The 23107-nt window shown below is 70.3% G+C and carries 20 protein-coding genes; 2 read left to right on the plus strand and 18 right to left on the minus strand.

What is annotated here, in order from left to right; genetic code table 11:
* Nucleotides 1-10 precede the first annotated feature (10 nt).
* From DNK54_RS09345 to DNK54_RS09410, 14 genes are all read right to left on the minus strand, one after another.
* Nucleotides 11-1201 carry a lipid-transfer protein gene (locus DNK54_RS09345; protein WP_110206697.1) on the minus strand — a complete coding sequence of 397 codons (1191 nt, stop codon included), beginning with the start codon at nucleotides 1199-1201 and terminating at the stop codon, nucleotides 11-13.
* Nucleotides 1201-1644 (minus strand): Zn-ribbon domain-containing OB-fold protein, encoded by a 444-nt coding sequence (locus DNK54_RS09350; protein WP_110206698.1) that lies wholly within the window; start codon nucleotides 1642-1644, stop codon nucleotides 1201-1203. The genes DNK54_RS09345 and DNK54_RS09350 overlap by 1 nt, the downstream gene beginning before the upstream one ends.
* Nucleotides 1645-1900: 256 nt before the next feature.
* Entirely contained in the window at nucleotides 1901-2716 is an 816-nt protein-coding gene (locus DNK54_RS09355) for a phosphate ABC transporter ATP-binding protein (RefSeq protein WP_476739115.1), read from the minus strand.
* 147 nt (nucleotides 2717-2863) lie between these two features.
* The gene (locus DNK54_RS09360) at nucleotides 2864-4693 is read right to left on the minus strand and encodes an Ig-like domain repeat protein (protein WP_110206699.1); all 1830 of its coding nucleotides are present in this window, start codon (nucleotides 4691-4693) and stop codon (nucleotides 2864-2866) included.
* 75 nt (nucleotides 4694-4768) lie between these two features.
* Nucleotides 4769-5677 (minus strand): sortase, encoded by a 909-nt coding sequence (locus tag DNK54_RS09365; RefSeq protein ID WP_110206700.1) that lies wholly within the window; start codon nucleotides 5675-5677, stop codon nucleotides 4769-4771.
* Nucleotides 5674-8205 (minus strand): hypothetical protein, encoded by a 2532-nt coding sequence (locus DNK54_RS09370; RefSeq protein WP_110206701.1) that lies wholly within the window; start codon nucleotides 8203-8205, stop codon nucleotides 5674-5676. Before DNK54_RS09370 ends, DNK54_RS09365 begins: the two co-directional genes overlap by 4 nt.
* Complete coding sequence (locus DNK54_RS09375) at nucleotides 8205-9803, minus strand: substrate-binding domain-containing protein (RefSeq protein ID WP_239460011.1); 1599 nt, start codon at nucleotides 9801-9803, stop codon at nucleotides 8205-8207. The genes DNK54_RS09370 and DNK54_RS09375 overlap by 1 nt, the downstream gene beginning before the upstream one ends.
* Nucleotides 9804-9844: 41 nt before the next feature.
* Complete coding sequence (pstA, locus tag DNK54_RS09380) at nucleotides 9845-11041, minus strand: phosphate ABC transporter permease PstA (protein ID WP_110206702.1); 1197 nt, start codon at nucleotides 11039-11041, stop codon at nucleotides 9845-9847.
* Nucleotides 11041-12048 carry a phosphate ABC transporter permease subunit PstC gene (gene pstC / locus DNK54_RS09385; RefSeq protein ID WP_110206703.1) on the minus strand — a complete coding sequence of 336 codons (1008 nt, stop codon included), beginning with the start codon at nucleotides 12046-12048 and terminating at the stop codon, nucleotides 11041-11043. Before pstC ends, pstA begins: the two co-directional genes overlap by 1 nt.
* 357 nt (nucleotides 12049-12405) lie before the next feature.
* Entirely contained in the window at nucleotides 12406-13167 is a 762-nt protein-coding gene (locus tag DNK54_RS09390) for a lytic transglycosylase domain-containing protein (RefSeq protein WP_239460012.1), read from the minus strand.
* Nucleotides 13168-13290: 123 nt separating this feature from the next.
* A complete protein-coding gene (locus DNK54_RS09395) occupies nucleotides 13291-13896 on the minus strand; it encodes an HAD family hydrolase (protein ID WP_162602381.1) in 606 nt (201 codons plus the stop codon).
* Complete coding sequence (locus tag DNK54_RS09400; protein ID WP_110206705.1) at nucleotides 13893-14660, minus strand: 3'(2'),5'-bisphosphate nucleotidase CysQ; 768 nt, start codon at nucleotides 14658-14660, stop codon at nucleotides 13893-13895. Before DNK54_RS09400 ends, DNK54_RS09395 begins: the two co-directional genes overlap by 4 nt.
* Before the next feature lie 26 nt (nucleotides 14661-14686).
* Entirely contained in the window at nucleotides 14687-15274 is a 588-nt protein-coding gene (gene pth, locus DNK54_RS09405; protein WP_110206706.1) for an aminoacyl-tRNA hydrolase, read from the minus strand.
* A 41-nt stretch (nucleotides 15275-15315) separates the two neighbouring features.
* A complete protein-coding gene (locus DNK54_RS09410) occupies nucleotides 15316-15927 on the minus strand; it encodes a 50S ribosomal protein L25/general stress protein Ctc (RefSeq protein ID WP_110206707.1) in 612 nt (203 codons plus the stop codon).
* A gap of 274 nt (nucleotides 15928-16201) precedes the next feature.
* Here DNK54_RS09410 and DNK54_RS09415 point away from each other — a divergent pair, with 274 nt between their 5' ends.
* Nucleotides 16202-16849, plus strand: a complete 648-nt coding sequence (locus DNK54_RS09415; protein ID WP_162602382.1) for a maleylpyruvate isomerase family mycothiol-dependent enzyme — start codon at nucleotides 16202-16204, stop codon at nucleotides 16847-16849.
* A gap of 30 nt (nucleotides 16850-16879) precedes the next feature.
* On the opposite strand, the gene DNK54_RS09420 is transcribed toward DNK54_RS09415, so the two are convergent.
* From DNK54_RS09420 to DNK54_RS21075, 4 genes are all read right to left on the minus strand, one after another.
* Nucleotides 16880-18460, minus strand: coding sequence for an MXAN_6640 family putative metalloprotease (locus DNK54_RS09420; RefSeq protein ID WP_110206709.1), 1581 nt, complete (start codon nucleotides 18458-18460; stop codon nucleotides 16880-16882).
* A gap of 87 nt (nucleotides 18461-18547) precedes the next feature.
* Entirely contained in the window at nucleotides 18548-19528 is a 981-nt protein-coding gene (locus tag DNK54_RS09425; protein WP_204164494.1) for a ribose-phosphate diphosphokinase, read from the minus strand.
* Between the two features lie 100 nt (nucleotides 19529-19628).
* A complete protein-coding gene (gene glmU / locus DNK54_RS09430; protein ID WP_110206711.1) occupies nucleotides 19629-21032 on the minus strand; it encodes a bifunctional UDP-N-acetylglucosamine diphosphorylase/glucosamine-1-phosphate N-acetyltransferase GlmU in 1404 nt (467 codons plus the stop codon).
* Between the two features lie 119 nt (nucleotides 21033-21151).
* Nucleotides 21152-22033 carry a LysR family transcriptional regulator gene (locus tag DNK54_RS21075; protein ID WP_162602383.1) on the minus strand — a complete coding sequence of 294 codons (882 nt, stop codon included), beginning with the start codon at nucleotides 22031-22033 and terminating at the stop codon, nucleotides 21152-21154.
* A gap of 70 nt (nucleotides 22034-22103) precedes the next feature.
* On the opposite strand from DNK54_RS21075, the gene DNK54_RS21080 reads away from it, so the two are divergent.
* Entirely contained in the window at nucleotides 22104-23102 is a 999-nt protein-coding gene (locus DNK54_RS21080) for a YeiH family protein (RefSeq protein ID WP_162602384.1), read from the plus strand.
* The last annotated feature ends 5 nt before the right edge of the window (nucleotides 23103-23107 follow it).

Below are 23107 nucleotides of genomic sequence, written 5' to 3' on the forward strand. Positions count from 1 at the left end.
TGCGGGGGTGCTACCTGGCCACGATCACCGAGGAGCCGTGGCCGAAGAGGCCCTGGTTGGCGGTGATGCCCACCCGCGCGCCCTCGACCTGGCGTCCTTCGGCCTGGCCGCGCAGCTGCCAGGTGAGCTCGCAGACCTGGGCCAGCGCCTGGGCCGGAACGGCCTCGCCGAAGCAGGCCAGCCCCCCGGACGGGTTGACCGGGATGCGACCGCCGATGGTGGTGTCGCCGGCGCGCAGCAGCGCCTCCGCCTCGCCGCGCTTGGCAAGCTGCAGGTCCTCGATCCAGTCGAGCTCGAGTGCCGTCGACAGGTCGTAGACCTCGGCGACCGAGACGTCCTCGGGCGCGATCCCGGCCTCCTCGTACGCCGCGTGACCGATCGACTCCTTGAAGGTCAGCTCCGGGGCGGCCACCGCAGCCGTCGACTCGGTCGAGAAGAGCGGCATGTCGATGATCGTGTTGGGGAAGGTCGGCGTGACCGTCGAGATGGCCTTGATCTTCACCGGGTCGGCGATGCCGTGCTTGCGCGCATATTCGACCGACGTCACGAGCACTGCGGCACCACCGTCGGAGGTCGCACAGATGTCGAGCAGGTGCAGCGGGTCGGCGACCACAGCGGAGTTCACCACGTCCGCGACGCTGACCTCCTTGCGGTAGCGGGCATAGGGGTTGTTGAGCCCATGACGCGCGTTCTTGACCTTGACCGCGGCGAAGTCCTCGGACGTGGCGCCGTACAGGTCCATCCGGCGTCGCGCATAGAGCGCGAAGTACCCCGGGTTGGTCATGCCCATGAGCTTGAAGCGCAGCCAGTCAGGGTCGTCCCAGCGCTCCCCCGCGTTGGGCGCCAGGAAGCCCTTCGGAGTCGTGTCGGCGCCGACGACCAGAGCCACCTCGGCCTGACCGGCGAGGATCCGGGAGCGCGCGGTGTCGAGCGCCTGCGCGCCGGTCGCACAGGCGGCGTACGACGTGGCGACGCGCGCGCCGTTCCAGCCGAGCGCCTGGGCGAAGGTCGAACCGGCGACGTAGCCGCCGTACCCGTTGCGCACGGTCTCGCCGCCGACGATCAGGTCGACGTCCTGCCACGGCACGCCGGCGTCGGCCAGCGCGGCGCGGGCCGCCTTGACGCCGTACTTGACGAACGAGTGGCCCCACTTGCCCCAGGGGTGCATGCCGACACCCAGGATGGCGACGTCGTTGCTCATCAGTTGCCTCCCTCGGCTGCGGCGGTCGGGCGCCACTTCCACATGGTCTTCACGGTGCCGTCCTCCTCGGTCCAGGCCGGCTCGACCACGAGCTCGACCGGGGCACCGACCTTCACCGAGTCGACACCGAAGCCGCTGGCCAGCTGTCCGAGGACGACGATGCCCTCGGGCAGTTCGACGGCAGCCAGCGCGAAGGGCTGGTAGGGGTCGGAGGTCGGCGTGTACGGCGCCGGCGGCTGGTACTGCGCATCGGTGTAGGACCAGACCACGCCGGTGCGGGAGAGCTCGGCGTCGACGAACGTCTCGCCGTCGCACGCAGGGTTGCGACAGAAGTCGACTCCCTTCGGGAAGGCCAGCGTGCCGCAGGCCTCGCACTTGCTCGCGATCAGCGCGGGCTCGGAGCCGGTGGTGAACCAGCCCTCCACCGCAGGTGTCTCGGTCATTCGCCTCGCCTGTCCTCGTCGACGTCGGAACACACGGATTGTGCCGCATCGACGGGCCGGGCCGGTCTCTTGTTCCGTTCAGCGCCCGCAGCGGGATGTGAGGTGTGCCTCAGCCGCACTCCCCGGCATCTCCACGCCACGACGGCGTACGCCCCACACGTCCCACTGTGTGACGAAAACTGTTGCTTGGTGTGTGTAGCTACGGCCGACAAGCACCAGTTTCCCCGCCCGGGCGGGGAAACTGATCGAGGGCGGGTCAGCCAAACCGACCGTTGACGTAGTCCTCGGTACGGCGGTCGCGGGGGTGTTGGAACATGGCTTCGGTGTCGCCGTGCTCGACGATGACGCCGGGGGTGCCCTGCTCGGCGAGGAAGAAGGCGCAGCGGTCGGAGACGCGGGCAGCCTGTTGCATGTTGTGGGTGACGATGACGATGGTGACCTCTTCGGCGAGCTCGAGCATCGTCTCCTCGATCACCCGGGTGGAGGTGGGGTCGAGGGCTGAGCAGGGCTCGTCCATGAGCAGCACCCGAGGGCGGATCGCGAGCGAGCGGGCGATGCACAGGCGCTGCTGCTGACCACCGGAGAGGCCACCTCCGGGGGCGTCGAGGCGGTCCTTGACCTCGTTCCAGAGCCCCCCGCGGATCAGACAGCTCTCCACGAGCTCCTCCTTCGTGGCGCGGGAGGCCCGGGTGCCGGTGAGCTTGAGACCGGCCAGCACGTTCTCGCGGATGGACATCGCCGGGAACGGGTTGGGCTTCTGGAAGACCATCCCGATCTCACGGCGCGCGTCGATCAGCCGCTTGTCAGGGGCGTAGATGTCGGAGCCGTCCAGGAGCACCTCGCCGGCCAGGGCCGCCGAGGGCACCAGCTCGTGCATCCGGTTGAGGATGCGCAGGAACGTCGACTTGCCACAGCCGGACGGCCCGATCAGGGCGGTGATGCCGCCTGCCGGCATCGTCAACGACACCCGGTCGAGCACCCTGCGGTCGCCGAACCAGGCCGTGATCTCTCGCGCCTCGAGGGTCGCCAGGCCGTCTGTGCGCCGGTGCCGGAGGCCCCGCAGCTGATCGATCTCGCGCGGGACGCCGGCGCCGGGCGGCACCGCCGGGATGGTGGTGGTCTCGTCGTTGGTGACGGCCGGACTGCTCACGTGATGCTCCTGGTGTGGGACGGGATCGGCGGGCCGACCGGAGCCGGCCCGCCGAGGGTGCCCGTCAGGTCACTTCTGCGTGACCGTGACGGTGGCCGAGGCGGCCTTGAGGTTGCCGTTGCCGGCGAAGCTGACGGTCAGCTTGTGCTTGCCCTTCTTCAGGGACTTGAGCGTCACCTTCGCGACACCCGCCTTGAGCGTGCCGGTGCCGAGGACCTTCTTGCCCTCCTTGACCGTCACCTTGCCGGACGCCTTCAGCGCGCTGCCCGGGATGGTGACGGTGACCTTGCCCGACGCCTTCTTGTTCTTCTTGATCTTCTTCGCGAACGCGGACTTCAGGCTGGTGATGCCCTTGCTCACCGCGAGCTCCGCGGTCGCCGTCCCCGTGCCGTACGTCGCGTTGCCCGCATAGGCGACCGCCACGGTCTGGGTGCCCACCGCCACGTCGGCAGGGAGGGTGAGGGTCGCCGTACCGGACGCCAGGCTGCCAGTGACCTTCTTGCCACCGGCGGTCGCGGTGACCTGACCGGTCACCTCGCCGGCCGCCCCGGTGACAGTGACCGTGACCTTCGCCGCCTTGCCGTAGCTGGTGCTGACCGGGGCGACCACGGCAGCGACCTGCGCAGCAGCCTTGACCGTGACGGCGACCGGCGCGGAGACAGAGCCCTGGTAGGCGACTCCGGTCGGCAGGAAGCGTGCAGTGTAGTTGTGCGCTCCCGCAGCGACGCCGGTCAACGTCTTCTTGGCAGTGCCTTGCGCGATGCTCGCCTCACCGACGACGGTCTCGCCCTCGAGGAACTGCACCTTGCCGTCGGGCGCGTTGCCGCCCGCGCTCACGGTGGCGCTCAGCGCCACGGTGCCGCCTGCGGGTGAGGTGGCGGTCAGTGCGGTCTGGGTGGCCTGGGCGACGTTGGTGGCGAAGTTCGACGAGGCACCCTGCGTGGCCTCGCCGCAGACACCGCCGTTGGTCGGGCGCGCCATCTGGTCGAACCCGGCAGCCTCGATCAACGGGCGGGCGGCGTCGGAGCAGATGAAGCCGTCGGAGCCGAAGACGCCCAGGATGTCGGCCTTGGCGACGTCGGCCTGGCGCACCACGTTGTAGAGCGCCCGCTTGGCGCTCAGGCCACCGGCGACCAGGTTCAGGGTGCCGTCCAGCTTCGCCCGGCCGGCCGAGAAGGGGGCGATGGCATGGGGGTTGGCCTTGATCGGGGTGTCGTCGTGCTCCTGCACCTCGACGACGCTGCCGGCCAGGGTCGGCGCGTTGCCGCCGTTGATCCGCTTGAGCTCGCCCTCGAAGAAGGAGCGGGTTCCGGAGCCCGACTGGGGAATCATCGGCACGATGACGCCGGACTTGCCGCCGATCTGGCTCCAGTTGGTGACCTGCCCGGTGTAGATCTTCAGCAGGTCGGCCTCGGAGACCGAGGCCGGGGCGTTGCTGCCCTTGGCGATGGCCATCTCGAGCACGTCGACGGCGAACGGGAACGCCTGGAGCCCCGCCTCCTTCTCGGCGCTGTTCAGCGCGGAGGAGGAGCGAGCGTAGTCGACGTCGGCGTCGTTGGCGGTGCCGTAGAGCCGGCCCTTGCCGGCGCCGGAGCCGTTGGGCCGGGTGATCGGCGTGGCGCCCTGGACCAGGGTGACGTTGCCGCCACCGGTGGCGTCGAAGGAGACCAGGCGGTTCGTGCTCTTGCCGGCGTTGTATCCGGGGACGGCGACACCGTTCACGGTGTGCCCGTCCGCCAGGTAGCCGAGCGCGAACTGGCTGGTGTCGGAGCCGACACCGACCAGGTCGGTGGACTGCGGGACGAAGGTCGGGTCGGCCGAGGCGGCCGGGGCCGCCGCGAACGAAGCCACCACGACGGCGGCGGTCGCCAGACCTGCGGCGTACCTGCGTGCAGACATCAAACACTCCTCATCGGTTGGTGCTGCGTTGTGTTTCCAGGGCCCTGGGCCGGTCGGCCCGAGGGAGTTCGGGGGTCATACGAGGTTGGGCAGCAGGCGCATCGCGGCGTCCGTCGTGGCCCACGAGAGCGCCAGGACGACGGGCGTCGCCATGACCCAGGTGAGGACGCCGGACCAGCGCTGCCGGAGCAGCACGATGAGGGCGGTCGCACCCACCAGCAGGCCGAGGAGCAACGCCAACCGAGGCAGGATCGCCTGGTCGACGGCCATCGCCCGCTCCTCCTCGGGCACGGCGCCCAACCGGCCCGCGGGCGCCGGGAAGCCCTCCTTGGCGGAGGCGTCGACGTAGACGACCTCCCCGCGGCTCAGCGCGGCGAGTCGGCCGGTGCCCTCGGCGGAGACCAGGGTCAGCCGCGCCTCCTGCTCGACCGGCCGGGCCGGTAGCGGATCGCCGGCGCGCCGGATTCCGGTCACGGTGAACACCTGGGTGCCCTGACCCGCGACCACCTCGATCCGGTCGCCGGCCGTCAGCTCGGCGATCCGGCCGAACGGCGCACCGTACGTCGCACCCTTGCCGTAGATCACCGACGTGCCTACCTGGCCCGGCAGGGGTGTGTCCCGACGGTGACCGGGGCCGCTCAGGAGCGCGCCGGAGGACGTGCCCTCGACGACGACCTGCTCGAGGCCCAGGCCGGGGACGGTGAGCAGGCTGACCGGCGTCCGTTCCGGCACCACCGGACCGACCGGTGCGACCGCCGTGGCCAGGTCGCTCCGGAATCGGTCGTGCAGCAACGCCTGCTCCCGGTCCTGCGAGAGCGAGCCGAGGAAGAGCACCTGCGCGGCGAACCAGAGCGCGAGGATCCCGACCACGGTGAGTGCGGTGGAGAACAGCCGCAGCTGCTCCTCGTGGGTCGAAGGGGGCTGCGTCAGCTGCGCGGCCGGCCGGCGCCGGCTGCCGGCGCGCACCGGCGTGGCCGTGGTCATCGCGCCCTCCGCAGTCGGAGGGTGAGGCGTGCGGCGCCCGAGAGCATGCCGCCGAGCACCGCCAGCAACAACACCAGCGGCAGCGCGACCCGACCGAGCCCGGAGCCGGCATCCGGCGTTGCGGTGGTCGCACCGGTAGGCACGACGTTCGCGTCGACCGGCTTCTCGTCCCCCGGTTCCTCCGCGCCGGGGGCATCGTCGGCCGTCGGTGCGGTCTCCGGTGCCGGATCGCCCGTCGGTGTCGCGGTGTCGGTCGGCTCCGGCTTCGGAGGTGACGACTCCCGCTGCGCTGCCACGGCGGTGGCGACGGACTGCGCGGACCGGAACAGCGGAGCGGTCGCGCCGGTGTCCCGGATCGGCAGGTAGCCGGCGGGGAGCTGACCGTTGCCGCGGCCGGGCCGCTGCCCCTCACGCGTCGACACCCGGATGAACTGAGCGACCTTCGCAGCCTCGGCCCGGTCCATCCCCGAGGTCCGGGCCGCGGTGTAGACGACCATCGTGCCCGGGTAGGCGCGGCCTGCCTTGCGGACCGCTGCCTGCTTGATGACGAAGGGCAGCATCGTGCCCGGCTGCCTGCCCAACCGCACGGCTGCTGCGAGGCTCTCCTGGGTCGGCGCCACGAACCGCCCGGGGGCGGTCTGCAGCGACGCGTTGCGCAGTCCGAAGCGCGCGGAGTCACCGAGGCTCACGATGCCGAGCACGAACCGCGTGCCCACGCCCTGCCGATCGATGCGGCCGAGCTTCCACGGGTCGTCCACGGTGGCTCGCTCGCACTTGGTCTGCACGTTGGGCCAGGCGTCGAGGAGCGCCTCGGCGATCTTGCGCAGCGTCGAGACCGGGGCCGCCAGCTGCGTGAAGTACGGCGCGGGGTTGAGCTTGAGGCACTCCCGCTCGCTGGCGGGCACGTAGCTGTCGAGCATCGGCCACTCCCGGGTGGGCAGCGCGATCCCCTTGTACGACGGGTTCACCACCATCCCCCACCGGTCCGGCTTGCCGGCGACGAAGGCCCGCGCCTCGGGATCCGCGGCGATCCAGGAGGTCAACGTCTCGATCACGTCCGAGGACTCCGAGAGCGACAGCACGGTCGCCGCCGCCTCCCGGGAGATCTCGTCGAGTCCCGGGTTGAGCTCACGGAACTCGGGATCGTTGTTGATCGCGAGCGGGTTGCCGGCCATCCCGGGATGGCCACGGCCCAGGTCCGAGCCGAGATAGGACTGGGTGAGCAGCTTCGCCACCAGACGCGGGGTGAGCCGCAGGTCGGCGTACTCACCGGCATTGTCGGGGCGGTCGATCGAGTAGCCGATCGCGAAACCGGTCACCGCGGTGGGCGCGTAGCCGACGGGATCCGACCCCTCCGTCTCGCGCTGCCCGGAGACGAGGGCGGCCGCACCCTGGCCGGTCTCCATGATCTTGAAGCCGGCCTCGTCGGGCATCCGGTTGTGCTGGAACTTGAAGCGGCTCTTGTCCAGGCAGTACGCCGGAGACCACTGCAGCGCCGCCTGCGAGAGCAGCTCCGAGCCGTAGAAGCCGGTCGGCGGACGTGTGTCCTGGATGTCGCAGGTATCCGCAGGCAGACCGAACGTCACCGGGAACGTGAAGCGGTTGCGCCAGTTGGACGCCGACCACCAGAGTTCGGGCGAGACGGCCAGGTCGATGCCCTGCTTGGCGAAGTTGCTCGAGCCCGGCAGCCAGCGCCCGGCCCGGCGACACTCGAGGTCCTCGTCCACGCAGCTGATGCCCATGATCGGGATGACCACGATGGCGCACGCAGTGGTTGCGGAGCAGCCCAGGGACTCGTTCTCGACCTCACTGCGGAGCTCGAAGCTCACCGTGCCGTCACCGTTCGCGTCGGTGAAACCGGCCACCTCGGCGGGTGGGTACGCCGCCCCGACCGCTGCCTCGGGAGGCATTGTCGCCGCGGTGCAGGCGAGGTACTCCTTGCCGTCGGCGGTCCGGAAGGGCGTGACCCTCGAGGAGAACGTGGCGGGGTCCTCGCACTCGCTGCTCGGGAACGGCTCCCGGCCGGACTTGGCCGCGCGCTCGGTCTCGGAGGCGTAGAGGTCGTGGCGCCAGACCGCCGTACGGTCGGGCACGACAAGACTGCGCTGCTGCCGGGTGGACGTCCAGCACGTCTCAGGGCTGAGCTGCCGGGCAGCCGGGGCCGACGGGTCGTCCACGCCGCGACACTGGAGCACGACGACGGGGTACTCCTGCGTCATCCCGTTCTCCCCGTAGGGATCCGCAGCGCGGGCTCCGCTCGGACGCGCACCCGACCAGCTGACCCGCACCCGCTCGCGGCCGCGCAGCTGCCTGGTCTGGCTGACCGAGACGGAGACGTCGCGCTCATCGATCACCTCGGCCGCGTCGCCCTCGCCGAAGACCCGCTGGAGCTGCTTGGTCTGGGTGACCGCACCGGAGTCGGCACGCGGTGCCGACGTGGCCCCGGAGCTGGGTCCGGTGACAAGCAGGCCGACCATGCTGAGGCAGCCGACGAGGACGACCGCAAGACCACGGAGGAGCGCGCTCATCAGAGGCCGACCTTGCCGGGCCGACGGCGCCGAAGCCACGCCGCACCGAGCCCGGGCAGCAGAATCAGGGCGAAGAGCTCGGCAACAGCGAGCCATCCGAAGGCCGTGCGCTCGGCCCGCCGATCAGCGCTCACCTCCGTCGGATTGGCGAACACCTCCGCGGCGGCAGCCGTGCCGTCGTCGACGACCGGCTGCCCGGTCTCCGGGTCGACCGCGGGGGGAGCGTCCGGGTCGCTGCCCGGCGCATCCGGTCCGCCGGGGCCGGAGCTGTCGGTCGTGTCCGGCGTACCGTCACCGTCACTGTCATCGGTCGAAGGCTTGCCGGTGCCGGTCTCGGTGCCGCAGGGCCCGGCCCCGGCCTTGTCGCAGGCAGCCGGCATCGGGGCGGTCTTGGCGAGCTTGTTCTCGTTCAGATTGCCGGCGACGAAGGTGGGGTTGTTGCAGCGGGTCACGTCACGATTCGAGGCGTCCACCCCGCTGTCGGCCTTGGCCAGCCGGCCCAGCTGGTCGAAGCCCGCCTTCACGAGGTTGAGCGGCAGCGGCGAATAGCCGTAGGGGCCTGCCTTCGACTGACCCTCGCACAACGAGTAGTACATGAAGTCCATCAGCGTCTGTCGCTTCGCCGTCGTCATCCGGCGGTCGTCGGCGCCGATCGGCAGGATCATGTAGGAGTACGAGGACAACGGATAGGCCCGCGGATCCGTGGCCCGATAGACGCCGTCGAGGATCTGGGTCAGGTACATCTGGCTGTTCTTGTCCTGGTTGATCCGCGCCTTCGTCAGCGCCACCGCGACGTTGTACTGGGTCGGCTCGACGTAGTAGCCACCCTTGTTGAGCACCTTCACGACCGGAAAGTGCTTGTTGACCGGGTAGCTGTATTCGACGTACGCGATCGTGCCGTTGCCCGCGAACCCGGCAACGGTGTTCATCACCTGGTCGGAGCCCGACTGAGCAAGCGCCCGTCCCTTGCGCGGGTAGTAGGAGGTGAAGCCGGAGCGCCCGAAGAAGGGGCGCCACAGCGACGGGTACTCCTTGTCGAGCCAGGTGGTGAACTGCGCCGTCGTGCCGGAGCCGTCGGAGCGCACCACCGGAGTGATGTCGAGACTGGGCAGCGCGCGGCCGTTGTTGTCCTTGGTGATCGCCGGATCGTTCCAGTTGGTGATCTTGTTGGTGAAGATCTTCGCCAACGTCTCGCCCGAGAGCCGCAGGTTCTTGATCATCTTCCCGCCGACCTTGATCTGGTAGGTGAACGCGGTGCCGCCGGCGACGATCGGCAGGTAGGCGTACTCGCGGCCGTTGGCGTTGTCGGGGTTGCCGAACTCGTCGACGCCCGGATACGGGATCTCGCTGATGCCGAAGTCGGTGACACCCTGCGCGAAGTTCTTCCGGCCCATCGAGGAGCCGCCGCCGCTGTAGGTCACCTTCATGCCGCTGGCGTCGACGTCCGCGATCCACTGCTGCACGATCACCTCGGACCAGGTGGAGCCGGAGCCCTCGATCTGGGCGTAGCTCGGGCGGGCCGCCGGCCCGGAGGCCCCGAGCGCGGCGGCCGGGACGAGGATCGCGAGGCCGAAGGTCAGGGCGGCGGCGAGGCGCACGCGGGCACCTCTGGCCGTGAGAGTGGTGGCGAACGGGCGGATCAACGCTTCCTCCAAGGGGTGGGTACGCCGCCGCGCAGCACAGGTACGGCGGCACGCAGACGGTGCCGGAGCTTCGGTTTCGCCGAGCGCGGCCGGGCGGCCAGGCGCGCCACCACGAAGAGCACGAGCACGAGGCCGAGCAGCACGGTGGCGGCGGCGAACGCGCGGGACTCGGCCATCGGCTCACCACTGCGCACGGTGCTGAAGATGTAGAGCGGCAGTGAGTTCATGACGCCGGACGTCGGGTCGGTCACCATGAAGGTGGCTGCGCCCGAGGTGAGCAGCACCGGCGAGGTCTCACCGATGCCGCGCGCAATGCCGAGGATCAGCGCGGTCGCCAGGCCCGGACGCGCGGTCGGCAACACCACGTGCCACACGGTGCGCCAACGGCTGGCGCCCAGCGCGAGGCTGGCCTCGCGCAGGTTGCCCGGCACCACGCGCAGGACCACGTCGGAGGCGCGGGCGATGATCGGCAGCATCATCACGGCGATCGCCAGTGCCGCGGCGATGCCGGACTTGGGTACCCCGAGGGCGACGATCAGCACGGTGTAGATGAACAGGCCGGCAACGATCGAGGGCAGCGCCGTCATCGCCTCGACGATGGTGCGCACCACCCGGGCGAACCGGCCACCGACCTCGGTCATGTAGACGGCCGTGCCGATCCCCAGCGGCACCGTGACCGCGATGGCGATGCCGATCTGGATCAGGGATCCGACGATCGCGTGCGCGACACCGCCTCTGGTGAACGGGTCGCGGGGGCCGATCCCGGACATGTCCTGGGTGAAGAAGTTCCCGTGCAGCAACGGCTCCCAGCCGCGCCGCACCGTGTAGACGACGACGCTGACCAGAGCGAGACCCACCAGGCCCGCGGCACCGGTGATCACGGTCCGCGCGAGTCGGTCCACGAGATCGACGCGTCGAGCGGTCAACACGGAGGTGACACCGATCATCACCAACCCGCAGAGGAACCAGACGATCAGGAACCACGGCAGACCCGCCAGCGGCAGCAGGCGCTGGGTCACCAACCAGGCCAGCGCGAGAGCAGCGACCCAGACGCCCCACTGGAGCAGACGCTCGTCAGGGTTCGCGGCACCGAGTCCGCGGCGGGCGACCGGTCGCGGAGCGCTCTCGTCACGGACGGGGAGGACCGTCTCGCCGGCGTACGGACGCTGGAGCTCGGGAGCTGCCTGTGCCATCACGCCTCCGCCCCGGCACCTGAACGGCTGCGGTTGACGATGATCGAGGCGAGGGTGTTGATGACCAGTGTGATCACGAAGAGGACGAAGCCGGCGGCGAGCAGTGCGGAGAGCTGGGCCGGGCTGGCGTCGCCGAATCGACCGGCGATCAGCGCACTGATCGAGTTGCTGCCGACCTCGAGCACGCGCAGCTTCACGTCGAAGGCCGGCGAGATGATCAGCAGCACAGCGATGGTCTCGCCGAGCGCCCGGCCGAGGCCGAGCATGGTGCCGCCGATGATGCCGCCGCGACCGAAGGGCAACACCACGGCGCGAACGACGCCCCAGCGGGTGGCGCCGAGGGCGAGTGCAGCCTCCTTCTCGCCGGGCGGGGTCTGGGAGAAGACCTCACGCATGACGGCGCAGGCCATCGGCATCACCATCATCGCGACGGCGATGCCCGCGCAGAAGGCGCTCGACACGTAGCGGCTGCGGTCCCACATGGCCGCGTTCGGATCGGCGTCCACGTCGAAGAAGGGCAGCCAGCCGAGGTGCTGGTGCATCCAGAGCGCCAGCTCGGCTGCATGCGGCATCACCAGCAGCGCGCCCCACAGGCCGTAGACGATGCTCGGCACCGCGGCCATCAGGTCGACCAGCGAGATCAGTGTGGGTCGGACCCTGAACGGCGCGTACTCGCTGATGTAGAGGGCAGTGGCCAGGGCGAGAGGGAACGCGATGGCCAGGGCGACGAGCGCGATCGAGACGGTGCCGGCCAGCACCGCTCCGATGCCGAGCACGTTCGCCTCGGGCTGCCAGGCGGTCTCGGTGAAGAACGACCAGCCGTAGCGCTTGAGTGTGGGCACCGCCTGCCAGGCCAGGAAGACGCCGATGCCGCCGGTGATGGCGAGCACTGCGGCACCGACCGCGGTAGCGCTCAGCTCGAAGAGGCGATCAGTGCCCGTCGCGCGGCGGGCGAGCCGTCGCGGCGCGATCTCGGCCGCGGCTGGCTCAGGAAGGGTGGTGGTCAAGCGTTCGGACTCACTGCTCGTCGTTCGCCGACCGACGATCCGTCGGCACGGCCGGTGGTGCCGGCGCCCGAACGACGGCGGACATACCGTGGACGGGCCAGGAGAACGACGCGGCTTTCCTGAGTGAACGCCCGACGAACGGCGCTCATGGGTTCCGGGAACGAACCTCCCCGCCCGCCACCCTCAGCGTCGAAACGCCAGCTTCAGCGGGTCGAGACGCCAACTTCAGCACGTCGAGACGCCAACTTCAGCGGGTCGAGACGCCAACTTCAGCACGTCGAGACGCCAGCTTCAGCGGGTCGGGGCGCCAGCTTCAGCGGGTTGAGACGCCAGCTTCGTCGGCCGCGGCCGGCGAGCTCAACCCACCCGGTCGGCGTACGTCGTGGCAGCGCGGAAGACCGCGTCGGCGTACTCGAGAGAGCGGTTGTAGGAGAGCACCGCCGCCCGCCAGCCGTCGCCCGTGGTCAGGTCGCGGCCGGAGGCGCAGAGATAGCGGGCGGCGGTCCAGGCCGCATCGTCGAGGTCGTGCGGGTCCGCCACGCCGTCGCCGTCGGCGTCGGTGCCCCAACGCTCCCAGGTCTCGCTGATGAACTGCATGGGCCCTACCGCGCGATCCCACCGGGCGTTGTCGTGCCATTGGCGGGACGCCGGAGTGGCCGGGATCGCGGCGAAGGCACCGCTGCCGTCGAGGACCGGGCCGAGGATGCGCCGGTTCGGGCGCCCGTCGGTGCCGAGACTGCGGCCGCCGATGGTGCCGTGGTGCGACTCGTTCCAGCCCACCCCGGCCAACGTGTTCCAGCCGATCCGGCAGCCGGGGAGGTCCCGGCCCGCCAGGATCGCGGCGCGGCCGTAGGCACGCATCGCGGGCTCGGGGATGCCGGTCCTCTTGCTGGTCGCGGTCACCCACGCAGCGTCGGGTTGCACCACCTCGCTCCCCCGCCCGTACGCCGGAGCAACAGGAGCGACGGTCGGCGGCACCTCCCGCGCAACCACAGCAGACGGTGGAGAGGGCGCGCCGCCGCGCAACGTCCAGACGGCCATGGCACCGACGATGATGAGCGCTCCCACGACCAACAGCCCGGCCAGTGCGCTCGCCGCGATCGCGCTCCCCCGGTTCACGCGGGCAAGGATAGAAGATCGCTCCCAGTTCACCGCAGACGAGGAGAAGCTGGCGTCTCAACGTGACGAAGCTGGCGTCTCAACCCGCTGAAGCTGGCGTCTCAACGTGACGAAGCTGGCGCTTCAACGGGCGAGGAGGACGGGCTCGACCTGGCGGCGGAGACGGGCGATGCCCTGCCGGTGGTGCCAGGTGGCGGCACGCAACCCTGCGGCACGGGCCGCGCGCGTGTTGGTGACGGAGTCGTCGACCAGCACCATCGCCCCTGGGGCGGCACCGAGCGTGGTGCCGACGCGGTCGAAGAACTCGGGAGTGGGCTTCGCTGCCCCGAGCTCGCAGGAGAAGAAGCAGGTGTCGAAGTGGGTGGCGTAGTCGAGTTGCTCGCGCATCAGCCGCGCCCGCTCCGGATGCTGATTGCTGGCCAGGTGCACGCCCACCCCCGAAGCCCGCAGCTCGGCTACCCAGTCGAGCACTGCCTGATGCGGTCGGATCGCGGCCCACACGTCGGCGTACACCTGCTCCGGGTCGACCCGGATCCCGCGCTTGCGCAGCGCCTTGGCGAGCACCGGCAGGAAGGGGCCGCCGCCTCGGACGGTCGGCGCCTCCTCGATCACGAGGTCGCCGAAGAGCCCTGCTGGGTCGTCCGTGTAGGCGGCGAGGGCGCCGTCCCACCCGCCCGGACGGTGCTGCAGGACTCCGTCGGCGTCGAGGAGGAGGTGGAGTCGGGTCACTCCGTGCCGTGCTGACGCACGAAGTCGACGATCTGCTCGGCGAGCTCGGGCCGGCACACGATCAGGTCGGGCAGCGAGGTGTCGGCCCCGTTGTAGACCAGCGGAGACCCGTCGACCCGCGAGCAGAACAGGCCGGCGGCGCGGGCCACGGCGACCGGAGCTGCGTTGTCCCACTGGTACTGCCCGCCTGCGTGCACGTAGGCGTCGGCGATGTCGCGGACCACCGACATCACCTTGACTCCTGCGGAGCCCATCGGCACCAGCTCGGCGTCGAGCGCCTCCGCCAACGCCTGCACGAACGCCGGCGGGCGGCTGCGGGAGACGGCGATGCGGGGCCGCTGCGACGTGCGCGGCGGCACCACCGACGGCGTGCCGGTGTTGAACGTCTCGCCGAGCGCAGGCTGGGCAACGGCGCCCACGGTCAGCTCGCCGTCCTGCCACAGGGCGACGTGCACGGCCCAGTCGTCACGCGGCGGCTCGGAGAACTCCCGGGTGCCGTCGAGGGGGTCGATGATCCACACCCGGGGTGCCTTCAGCCGGGCTGCGTCGTCGGTGGCCTCCTCCGAGAGGACGGCGTCGTCGGGCCGGTGCTCGGCAAGCAGCCGGGCAAGCACCTCCTGGGCGGCGCGGTCGCCGGCGTCCTTCAGCTCCTTGCCCTCGAGTCCCTGGGTGCGGATCTCGAGGAGGCGGGCGCCGGCCTGCTCGGCGAGCCAGACGGCAAGAACGTGGTCATCGGTGGCCGCAGCGGCGGGGAACTCAGTCACGGCCCCGACCCTACCCGCGGACCTCCTCAGCGGTTGAACCGCTGCTGGGTGCGCTCCAGCCCCTCGGTGATCAGGCACTCGACGGCGTCGGCGGCGTCGTCGATCTGGAAGGGCAGCTCCTTGCGCTCCGCGCTGGAGTAGTTGGAGAGCACGAAGTCGGCGACCTCCTGACGGCCGGGCGGTCGACCGATGCCGGCACGCACCCGGTAGAAGTCGCCGGTGCCGAAGGAGGAGCGCAGCGACTTCAGCCCGTTGTGCCCGTTGTCGCCACCACCGAGCTTGGTGCGCAACGTGCCGAAGTCGATGTCGAGCTCGTCGTGGATCACCACGATCCGCTCCGGTGGCACCTTGTAGAAGGAGGCGACCGCCTTGACCGGCCCGCCGACCTCGTTCATGTAGCTGCGTGGACGCACCAGCACCACCCGTGGCCCCGGTACGCCGATGCGTCCCTCGACGACGTCGGCACGACCGGACTTGTGGGCCCGGAAGCCCCCACCGAGACGCTTGGCGAGCTCATCGTTGACGAGATAGCCGATGTTGTGCCGGTGACCGGAATAGGAAGGACCGGGGTTCCCGAGTCCGACCACCAACCACACCTCCTGTGCGTCGGTCATCGTCTCCTCGTTCCTCCCGGTCCTCCAGCGACGGAAGAGCGTCACTCGGCGGCGTCGGCCTCGCCCTCAGCGGCGTCGCCCTCGGAGGCAGTCTCGTCGCCCAGGTCCTGAGCAGCAGCCTCGGTCACGTTGACGAGCAGGACATCGGTCTCCGAGAGCAGCACGACGCCGGACGGCAGCGTGAGGTCGCCGACGTGGATCATCAGGCCCGGCTCGGCGCCCTCGATCGAGACCTCGATCGACTCGGGGATGTGCGTGGCCTCGGCCTCGACCTGCACCGTGGTGGCGTCGGTGACCACGAGGGTGTTGCGCACGGCCTCGCCGACCAGCACGACGGGGATGTCGACGACGACCTTCTCGCCGCGCTTGACCGCGATGAAGTCGATGTGCTCGATGACGCGGCGCAGCGGGTCGACCTGAATCGCCTTGGTGAGCGCGAGCTGGTCCTTGCCGTCGATCTCGAGCTCGAGGAGCGCGTTGGCGCCACCGTTGCGGAGCGCCATCGTGGTGGCGTGCGACGGCAGGGCGACGTGGGCCGGCGTGTCGCCGTGCTCGTAGACGACCGCGGGGATCTTGCCCTCACGACGCAGGCGGCGGGCGGCGCCCTTGCCGAACTCGGTGCGGGTCTCGGCGGCGATCTTCTCGGCGGACATGCGTGTGCTCCTCATCGGTACTGCTTCTCGGATTGGCGGGCCGGCGGACGAGGAGAGACACGAAGCGCCGCGCTCCCATGATCGGCGCGCGGCGCAGTGAAGGCCGGCCCTGTCGATCACGGAGTCTGCTGCTGGTGCAACTGCTCCCTCGCCGAGGCAACCTGACGATCTTAGGCCCTGCTCCGAGGGCTGGCCAAATCGGGCGCTTCCCTCGATGGGCGACCGCTCCCTAGGCTCGCGGGGAGCGAGCTCGCAACGAGACACGGGAGGCGCCATGGTTGCCGAAGCCCACCCCGACACCGGGGACGACGACCGACGCTGGCAGGCGATCCATGCCGAACGGCGTCGCTTCCGGGAGCTGGTCGCCGACCTCACCCCTGAGCAGTGGCAACAACCCTCGGTCTGTGCCGGGTGGCGGGTCCAGGAGGTCGTCGCCCATGTCGCGGCAGCACCCACGCTGCGAATGCGGGAGGTACCCGGAATGCTGTGGCGCGGTCGCGGTGACTTCGACCGGATGATCCTGCTCGACGGGATCGCCCGGGGTCGGGCGAGGCCCGAGCAGATCGTCGCGCTCCTGGCTGCGCATGCGAGCTCCCGGCACAAGCTGCCCGGGAGCTACCCCCTGATCGACACGGTCGTGCACACCTTCGACGTCACGAGGGCGCTCGGCGTGCCCTGGCAGACGCCCCCGGAGGTCGCAGCCGCGGCGGCCGACCAAGCGCGTCCCCTGGCCCGCTTGATGGGGGCGGGGAAGCTGCTGCGCGCCGTACGCCTGCGGGCGAACGACAGCGACTGGAGCTGCGGGCGCGGTGCGGCGGAGGTGACCGGACCGACCCAGGAGCTGCTGCTGGTGCTGTGCGGACGTGCCCGGATAGCAGAGAGCCTCTCCGGGGCAGGCGTGGACCTGCTCCGGAGAGACTGAGGGCTGGATCGCTCCGAGGTGCCAGTCGGATCAGCGCTTCAGCTTGGCGCTGAACGCGTGTCGCAGACCGTCGTGCGACGGACGGCCGTAGCAGGCGAACGGCGAGGCCACCGAATACCAGCACTGCGTGGCTACGCTGCCGTTGCTGACCGTGACCTCCAGGTACTTCACCTTCTTGGCAGAGAAGCCGAACGCCTTCTTCGCGCCGCCCGACTTGTCGAGTGCCACGTAGCTGGTGGTCACCTTGCCGTTCTTGAGGAAGGTCCGCACCGTGACGCCGGGGTTGGCCGGCCGACTCGGCAGGTTGAAGGAGAACTTCAGCTTCGTCTTCTTCGCCTTGAAGGACTTGTGCGGCGTCAACCGGCTCGTGTAGCTGGTCAGGTGGTCGAGCTTGTCGAGAGCCGTCTTGGTGGCGATCGACTTGGTGCGCTTGCCGAACGTGAAGGCGGCAGGCTTGGCTGTCGGGTAGGCACTGCCCTCGGCGTAGTACTTCTTCGGCAGCCGGTTGGCGGCCGCGAACTCGTTGTAGACGCGGGCCAGACCGCCGGGGTAGATCTTCGGGTTCGCCTGGACGACGTTGGAGACCGCCAGCGTCGAGTAGTCGTCCGGCTTGGCCGGCGTGGAGGCGTCGACCCGCTCGAGCATCTTGCGCATCATCACCAGGGGCTGGCCACCGCCCTTGGCCTTCCAGCGCTCGGAGAGGTAGCGGAAGAAGATCCACGGGCCGTAGACGTTGGCGTCGTTGCTCCCGAGGTCGAGCGGCACCCACGGCGCGGTCAGCTGGCTGTCGGCCAGGTACTGCCGGTTGTCGTTGATCGCGGTGTAGACCTCGTCCTCGGCCCAGGCCGCGCCACCCTCCATGAACCAGGCGTCCTCGAGCCAGTCGTACGCCCCCTGCACGGCGTGGAAGTACTCGTGCGCGACGGTGACCTTGAGCGATTCGGTCGCCGGAAGGGCGTAGTTGACGAAGTCGTTGTCGAGCACGCAGTAGACCGGGTAGGTGTACTGACCTTCGACGAGATCGCCGTCGTTGGCGCAGTACCCGTACATGCCGTCGGGGCGCAGGTCCATCAGGTAGACGTCGAGCTTCGCGTTTCCTCCCTGACCCGAGTCGGGAAGGGGCGACCGGTAGCCGGCGCTGGCGTACTTGCCGTCCACCTCTGCCAGGACCGTCTTGACGGTGGCCAGGTAGGAGGGCGTGACCTGGTCCTGGGTGCCGTCGCCGGTGTAGTGCACGCACATGGTCGCAAGCGTGCAGTCGGTCGCGATGGTGCCGTTGATGACGCGCTCGTCCGGCGCAAGCTCCCCGGCGACCGGGCGGGCCAGGTAGCGCTCGGCGACCCGACGCTGCGCAGGCGCCAGCGCGCCCTTGGTACGCCAGAGCTCACGCAACGCCAGGGTGACGTCCGGACGGACACCGTCGGCGACCTTGCGGGCCCGCGCGGAGCTCGGCGCGAAGAGCCTCTCGACCGCGTCGAGGGCTTGCGTCGCCTCAGCGCGCTCCGGAGCGCTGGTGGCGGATCGGTCGGGGGACGCCTCGGCGGGGACGACCGCGAGCGTCAGCGCGGTGACCAGACCCAGGCCTGCAGTGGTGATGGCTCGAAGACTCACCAGCGCAGCCTAGTCGAGTCGGACGGCTCCGCAGCCACCCCGAGAAGGAGTCACCATCCTGAGCGTTGCGCGCCGCCCCGCACGTACTCAGGCGTGTCCGTCGAACATCGACGTGACGGAGCCGTCCTCGAAGACCGCACGGATCGCCCGTGCCAGCAACGGCGCGATCGACAGGGTGGTGAGCTTGTCGAACTGCTTCTCCTCCGGCACCGGAAGCGTGTCGGTGATGACCACCTCCAGCGCCGGACTGTTCTTGAGCCGGTCGACGGCGGGGTCCGAGAGGATGGCGTGGGTCGCGGCCAGCACAACACCCGCGGCACCGTCGGCCATGAGCGCCTCGGCGGCCTTCACGATGGTGCCGCCGGTGTCGATCATGTCGTCGGCCAGCACGCAGATCCGGCCCGTGATGTCGCCGACGACACGGTTGGCGACGACCTCGTTGGCTACGTCGGTACGACGGGTCTTGTGGATGAACGCCAGCGGCGCACCCCCCAGCCGGGCAGACCAGCGCTCGGCGACCTTGATTCGGCCCGCGTCCGGCGAGACCACGGCGAGCGGCTGGTCGCCGTACTTGGCCTTGATGTAGTCGGTGAGCACCGGGAGCGCCATCAGGTGGTCCACCGGACCGTCGAAGAAGCCCTGGAGCTGATCGGCGTGCAGGTCGACGGTGATGATCCGATTGGCGCCCGCGGTCTTGAAGAGGTCCGCCATAAGGCGGGCCGAGATCGGCTCGCGCCCACGGTGCTTCTTGTCCTGGCGGCTGTATCCCCAGAACGGCATCACCACGGTGATCCGCTTGGCCGAGGCGCGCTTGAGCGCGTCGACCATGATCAGGTGCTCCATGATCCACTCGTTGATCGGCGCGGTGTGGCTCTGGATCACGAAGGCGTCGCAGCCGCGCACCGACTCCTCGTAGCGCACGTAGATCTCGCCGTTGGCGAATTCATAGGCCGACGTCGGCACCAGGCGGGTGTCGAGCTGCCGGGCGACCTCCTCGGCAAGGGCTGGATGGGCCCGGCCGCTGAAGACCATGAGGTTCTTCTCGGTGGCTCGCTTCACTCCGGTCACGCTGGTGCTCCCTGTTGGTTGCTCGGTCATTGCCGCCGCGTCCGATTCTGCCCCCGGGATCCGTGGTTGGAAATCACGGGTCCCCCGGATGAGACTCCGCTCACGCGCCCGTGCCCTCCTGCAGCGCCGCGCGACGCTTCTTCCAGTCCGGCAGGTTGCGCTGGGGCGAGGCGGAGACCGCCAACGCACCGTCCGGCACGTCACGTCGTACCGTCGTGCCACCTCCCGTCATCGCGTCGTCGCCGATGGCCACCGGAGCGATGAAGGTGTTGTTGGAGCCCGTCTTGGCCCGGTCTCCCACCGTCGTGCGGTGCTTCCGCTCGCCGTCGTAGTTGGCGAAGATCGTGCCGGCGCCGATGTTGGCATCGGTGCCGATCTCGGCGTCGCCGACGTAGGAGAGATGCGGCACTTTGGAGCGATCGCCGATCTGGGCGTTCTTGGTCTCGACGAAGGCGCCGATCTTGCCCTGCGTGCCCACGGTGGTGCCGGGTCGCAGGTAGGAGAAGGGCCCGACCGTCGCCTCGTCGCCGACCACGGCGAGCTCACCGTGGGTGCGCACCACCCGGGCACCCGCGCCGATCTCGCAGTCTTTGAGCGTCGAGTCCGGGCCGACCACCGCGTCCTCCCGGACCAGCGTGGCGCCGAGCAGCTGGCAGCCGGGCAGGATGGTGACGTCGGGCTCGAGCACCACGTCGGCCTCGATCCAGGTGGTCGCCGGATCCATGACGGTGACGCCGGCCCGCATCCACTCCTCCACGATGCGCCGGTTGAGCTCACGGCCGAGCGCCGCAAGCTGCACCCGGTCGTTCGCGCCCTCCGTCTGGCGTACGTCGTCGAGGACGTGGGCACCGACGGTGAGGCCGGCGTCGCGGGCGATGCGCACGGTGTCGGTCAGGTAGTACTCGCCGCCGGCGTTGTCGTTGGTCAGGCCCCCGAGCGCGTCGCGCAGGAAGGCCGCGTCGAAGGCCAGGATCCCGGAGTTGATCTCGTCGATCTCACGCTGCGCCGGCGTGGCGTCCTTCTCCTCAACGATGCCCTCGACGTCGCCCTCGGCGTTGCGGATGATGCGGCCGTACCCGAAGGGGTTGGGCACCCGACCGGTGAGGATGCTCACCGCGCGCTCGGCCGCGTCGTGCTCCTCCGCGAAGGCCCGCAGGCTCTCCCCCTGCAGCAACGGAGTGTCGCCGGTGACCACCACGACGGTGCCGGTCACCTGCGCGCCGACCGCGGCCAGCGCCACCCGGACCGCGTCGCCCGTGCCGTCGAGGGACTCCTGGACGGCAAGCACGGCGTCGGGCACGTGCTCGAGGATGTGCGGCCCGACCTGCTCGCGCTGGGTGCCGACCACGGCGACGACCCGGTGCGGTTCCATCGCCTGGACGGCGGTGAGGACGTGACCGACCATGCTGCGCCCTCCGATGCGGTGCAGCACCTTCATGGTCTTGCTCTTCATCCGGGTGCCGCCCCCGGCAGCGAGGACGACGACGGTCAGCTCCTTGGTCATCACGCTCCGACCCTAACTCTCGCCCCGCGGCCAGGGGCCGGACGGCGTACCCCCCGAAGCCGCGGCGGTACGCCGAGGCCGGGCAAGGTGGGCACAGCACGGTTGCCCAGCCGTTCGGGTCATCCGTCGCCCGCAGCGGCCACCTTGAGGAAGTCGCTCAGCGGGGAGCGGAGGCGGGTGTGGGGACGCCACGCGGCGCGCAGCGGACGGCGGAGGTCGAGCTCCGTCCGGACCGGCACCAGATGCCCGGCGGCCCGATCGTCGTGCGCGGCGATGGCCGAGACCACCGCAGGGCCGATGCCGGTCCGCGCGGCGCTGAGGATCGCATGGGTCGAGCTTGCCTGCAGCGCGACGGGTGCCTCGCCTCCCAACGCCCGTTCGAAGGTGCTGCGGGTGCCGCTCCCCGGCTCGCGCTGGACCAGCGGCGTACGGCGCAGCTCGACTCGGGTGACAGGAGTGCTGCGATCCGCCCACGGGTGCCCGGGGGCCACCAGCACCTGCACCTCGTCCCAGCGCACCGTCCGCATCCGCAGGTCACGTGCCTCGACGGGGCTCTCCACGAACCCCATCTCGACCCGCCCCTCACGCACCATCTGGATCACGTCGTCGCTGTTCGCCACGACCAGCCCGGTGACCACGTCGGGCAGCTCGACCCGCAGCTGCCCCACCCAGATAGGCACCAGATGCTCGGCGATCGTCATGCTCGCCGCGATGCTCAGTGACCGTTGGCTCTCGTGGCGCAACGTGGCCAGGGTGCTCTCGAAGCGGTCGGCCTCCCGAAGCACCCGTCGCGCCGCGTCGCAGACGACCGCACCGTCCTCGGTGAGCGCCGAACCGCGCGGCGAGCGGGTCACCAGATTGAGTCCGCACTGCCCTTCCAGGGCCCGGAGCCGGGCGCTGGCTGCCGGTTGCGTCATGCCGAGCTCTCGTGCTGCACGGCCGAGGCTGCCGTGCTGCCGGACCGCGACCAGCAGCTGCAGTGAGACCAGATCCCAGCTCATAAACAACCATGATGACCTAAGACGGATCCGGGGCCTACTCCGGGCCGCTCCGGGCGGTCAGGCTCGACTCATGCCCCTCCCGACCCGCAGCCACCAGGTGTCGCGCGCCCACGGCGCGCTGCTCGCAGCCGGCGGCCTTGCGCTCGCCCTCGGCCTCGCCGTACCGCTGGTCAGCCCCTTGCTGATCGCGATGGCGCTCGGGGCAGCCGCGGTCAACATCTCCGCCGCACGTCGCCTGATCCCTGCTGACCCGGAGGCCGCCACCAAGCTGCTGTTGCGCTGGGGAGTCGTCCTGTTGGGCTTCCGGCTCGAGGCGAGCGATCTCGCAGAGGTGGGGCTGCGCGGCGTCACGGTGATCCTGCTGGTCGTCGCCGTGACCTACTTCGCCAGTTGCGCGATCGGCGACCGGATGGGGATGGACCGCGGACTGGTCACCATGATCGCCGCTGGATGCGCGGTCTGCGGCGCCGCGGCGATCGCCGCCGTCGAGAGCGGGATCCGACGCCGTACGGAGGACGTCGCGCTTGCCGTCGCCCTGATCACTCTCTTCGGCACCGGCACCCTGCTCGCCGTCCCCGTACTCGCCCAGACACTGGGGCTCGGCGACCTGCAGACCGCGGTCTGGATCGGCGCATCGATCCATGAGGTTGCTCAGGTGGTTGCGGCATCCGCGATCGCCGGCGGCGTTGCGGCTGCGGTCGCCATGAGCGTGAAGCTCGGTCGCGTGGCGTTGCTCGCACCCATCTATGCCCTCGCCGGAGCACGCTTCCGGACGAGAGGCGTCGAGACCGCGGTCGCAGCCCGCCAGCAGCTCGTCCCCTGGTTCGTCGTCGGGTTCCTTCTCGCCGCTGCGATCCGCACTGCGGGTCTGCTCCCCCAGGCATCGGTGGCGCCGCTGAACGCGGTGGCGACCGTGCTGCTGGCCGCGGCGATGTTCGGACTGGGACTGGGGCTCGATCTCCGCAAGCTGCTGCCCCTCAACCTGCGGGCGCTCGCGCTGGCGTCGGTCGCCACGTTCATCGCGGTGAGCGTCTCGCTCGTCGCCACCACCGTGCTCATCACGGGCTGACGACG

Source organism: Nocardioides daejeonensis (assembly GCF_003194585.1).
Classification (GTDB): domain Bacteria; phylum Actinomycetota; class Actinomycetes; order Propionibacteriales; family Nocardioidaceae; genus Nocardioides; species Nocardioides daejeonensis.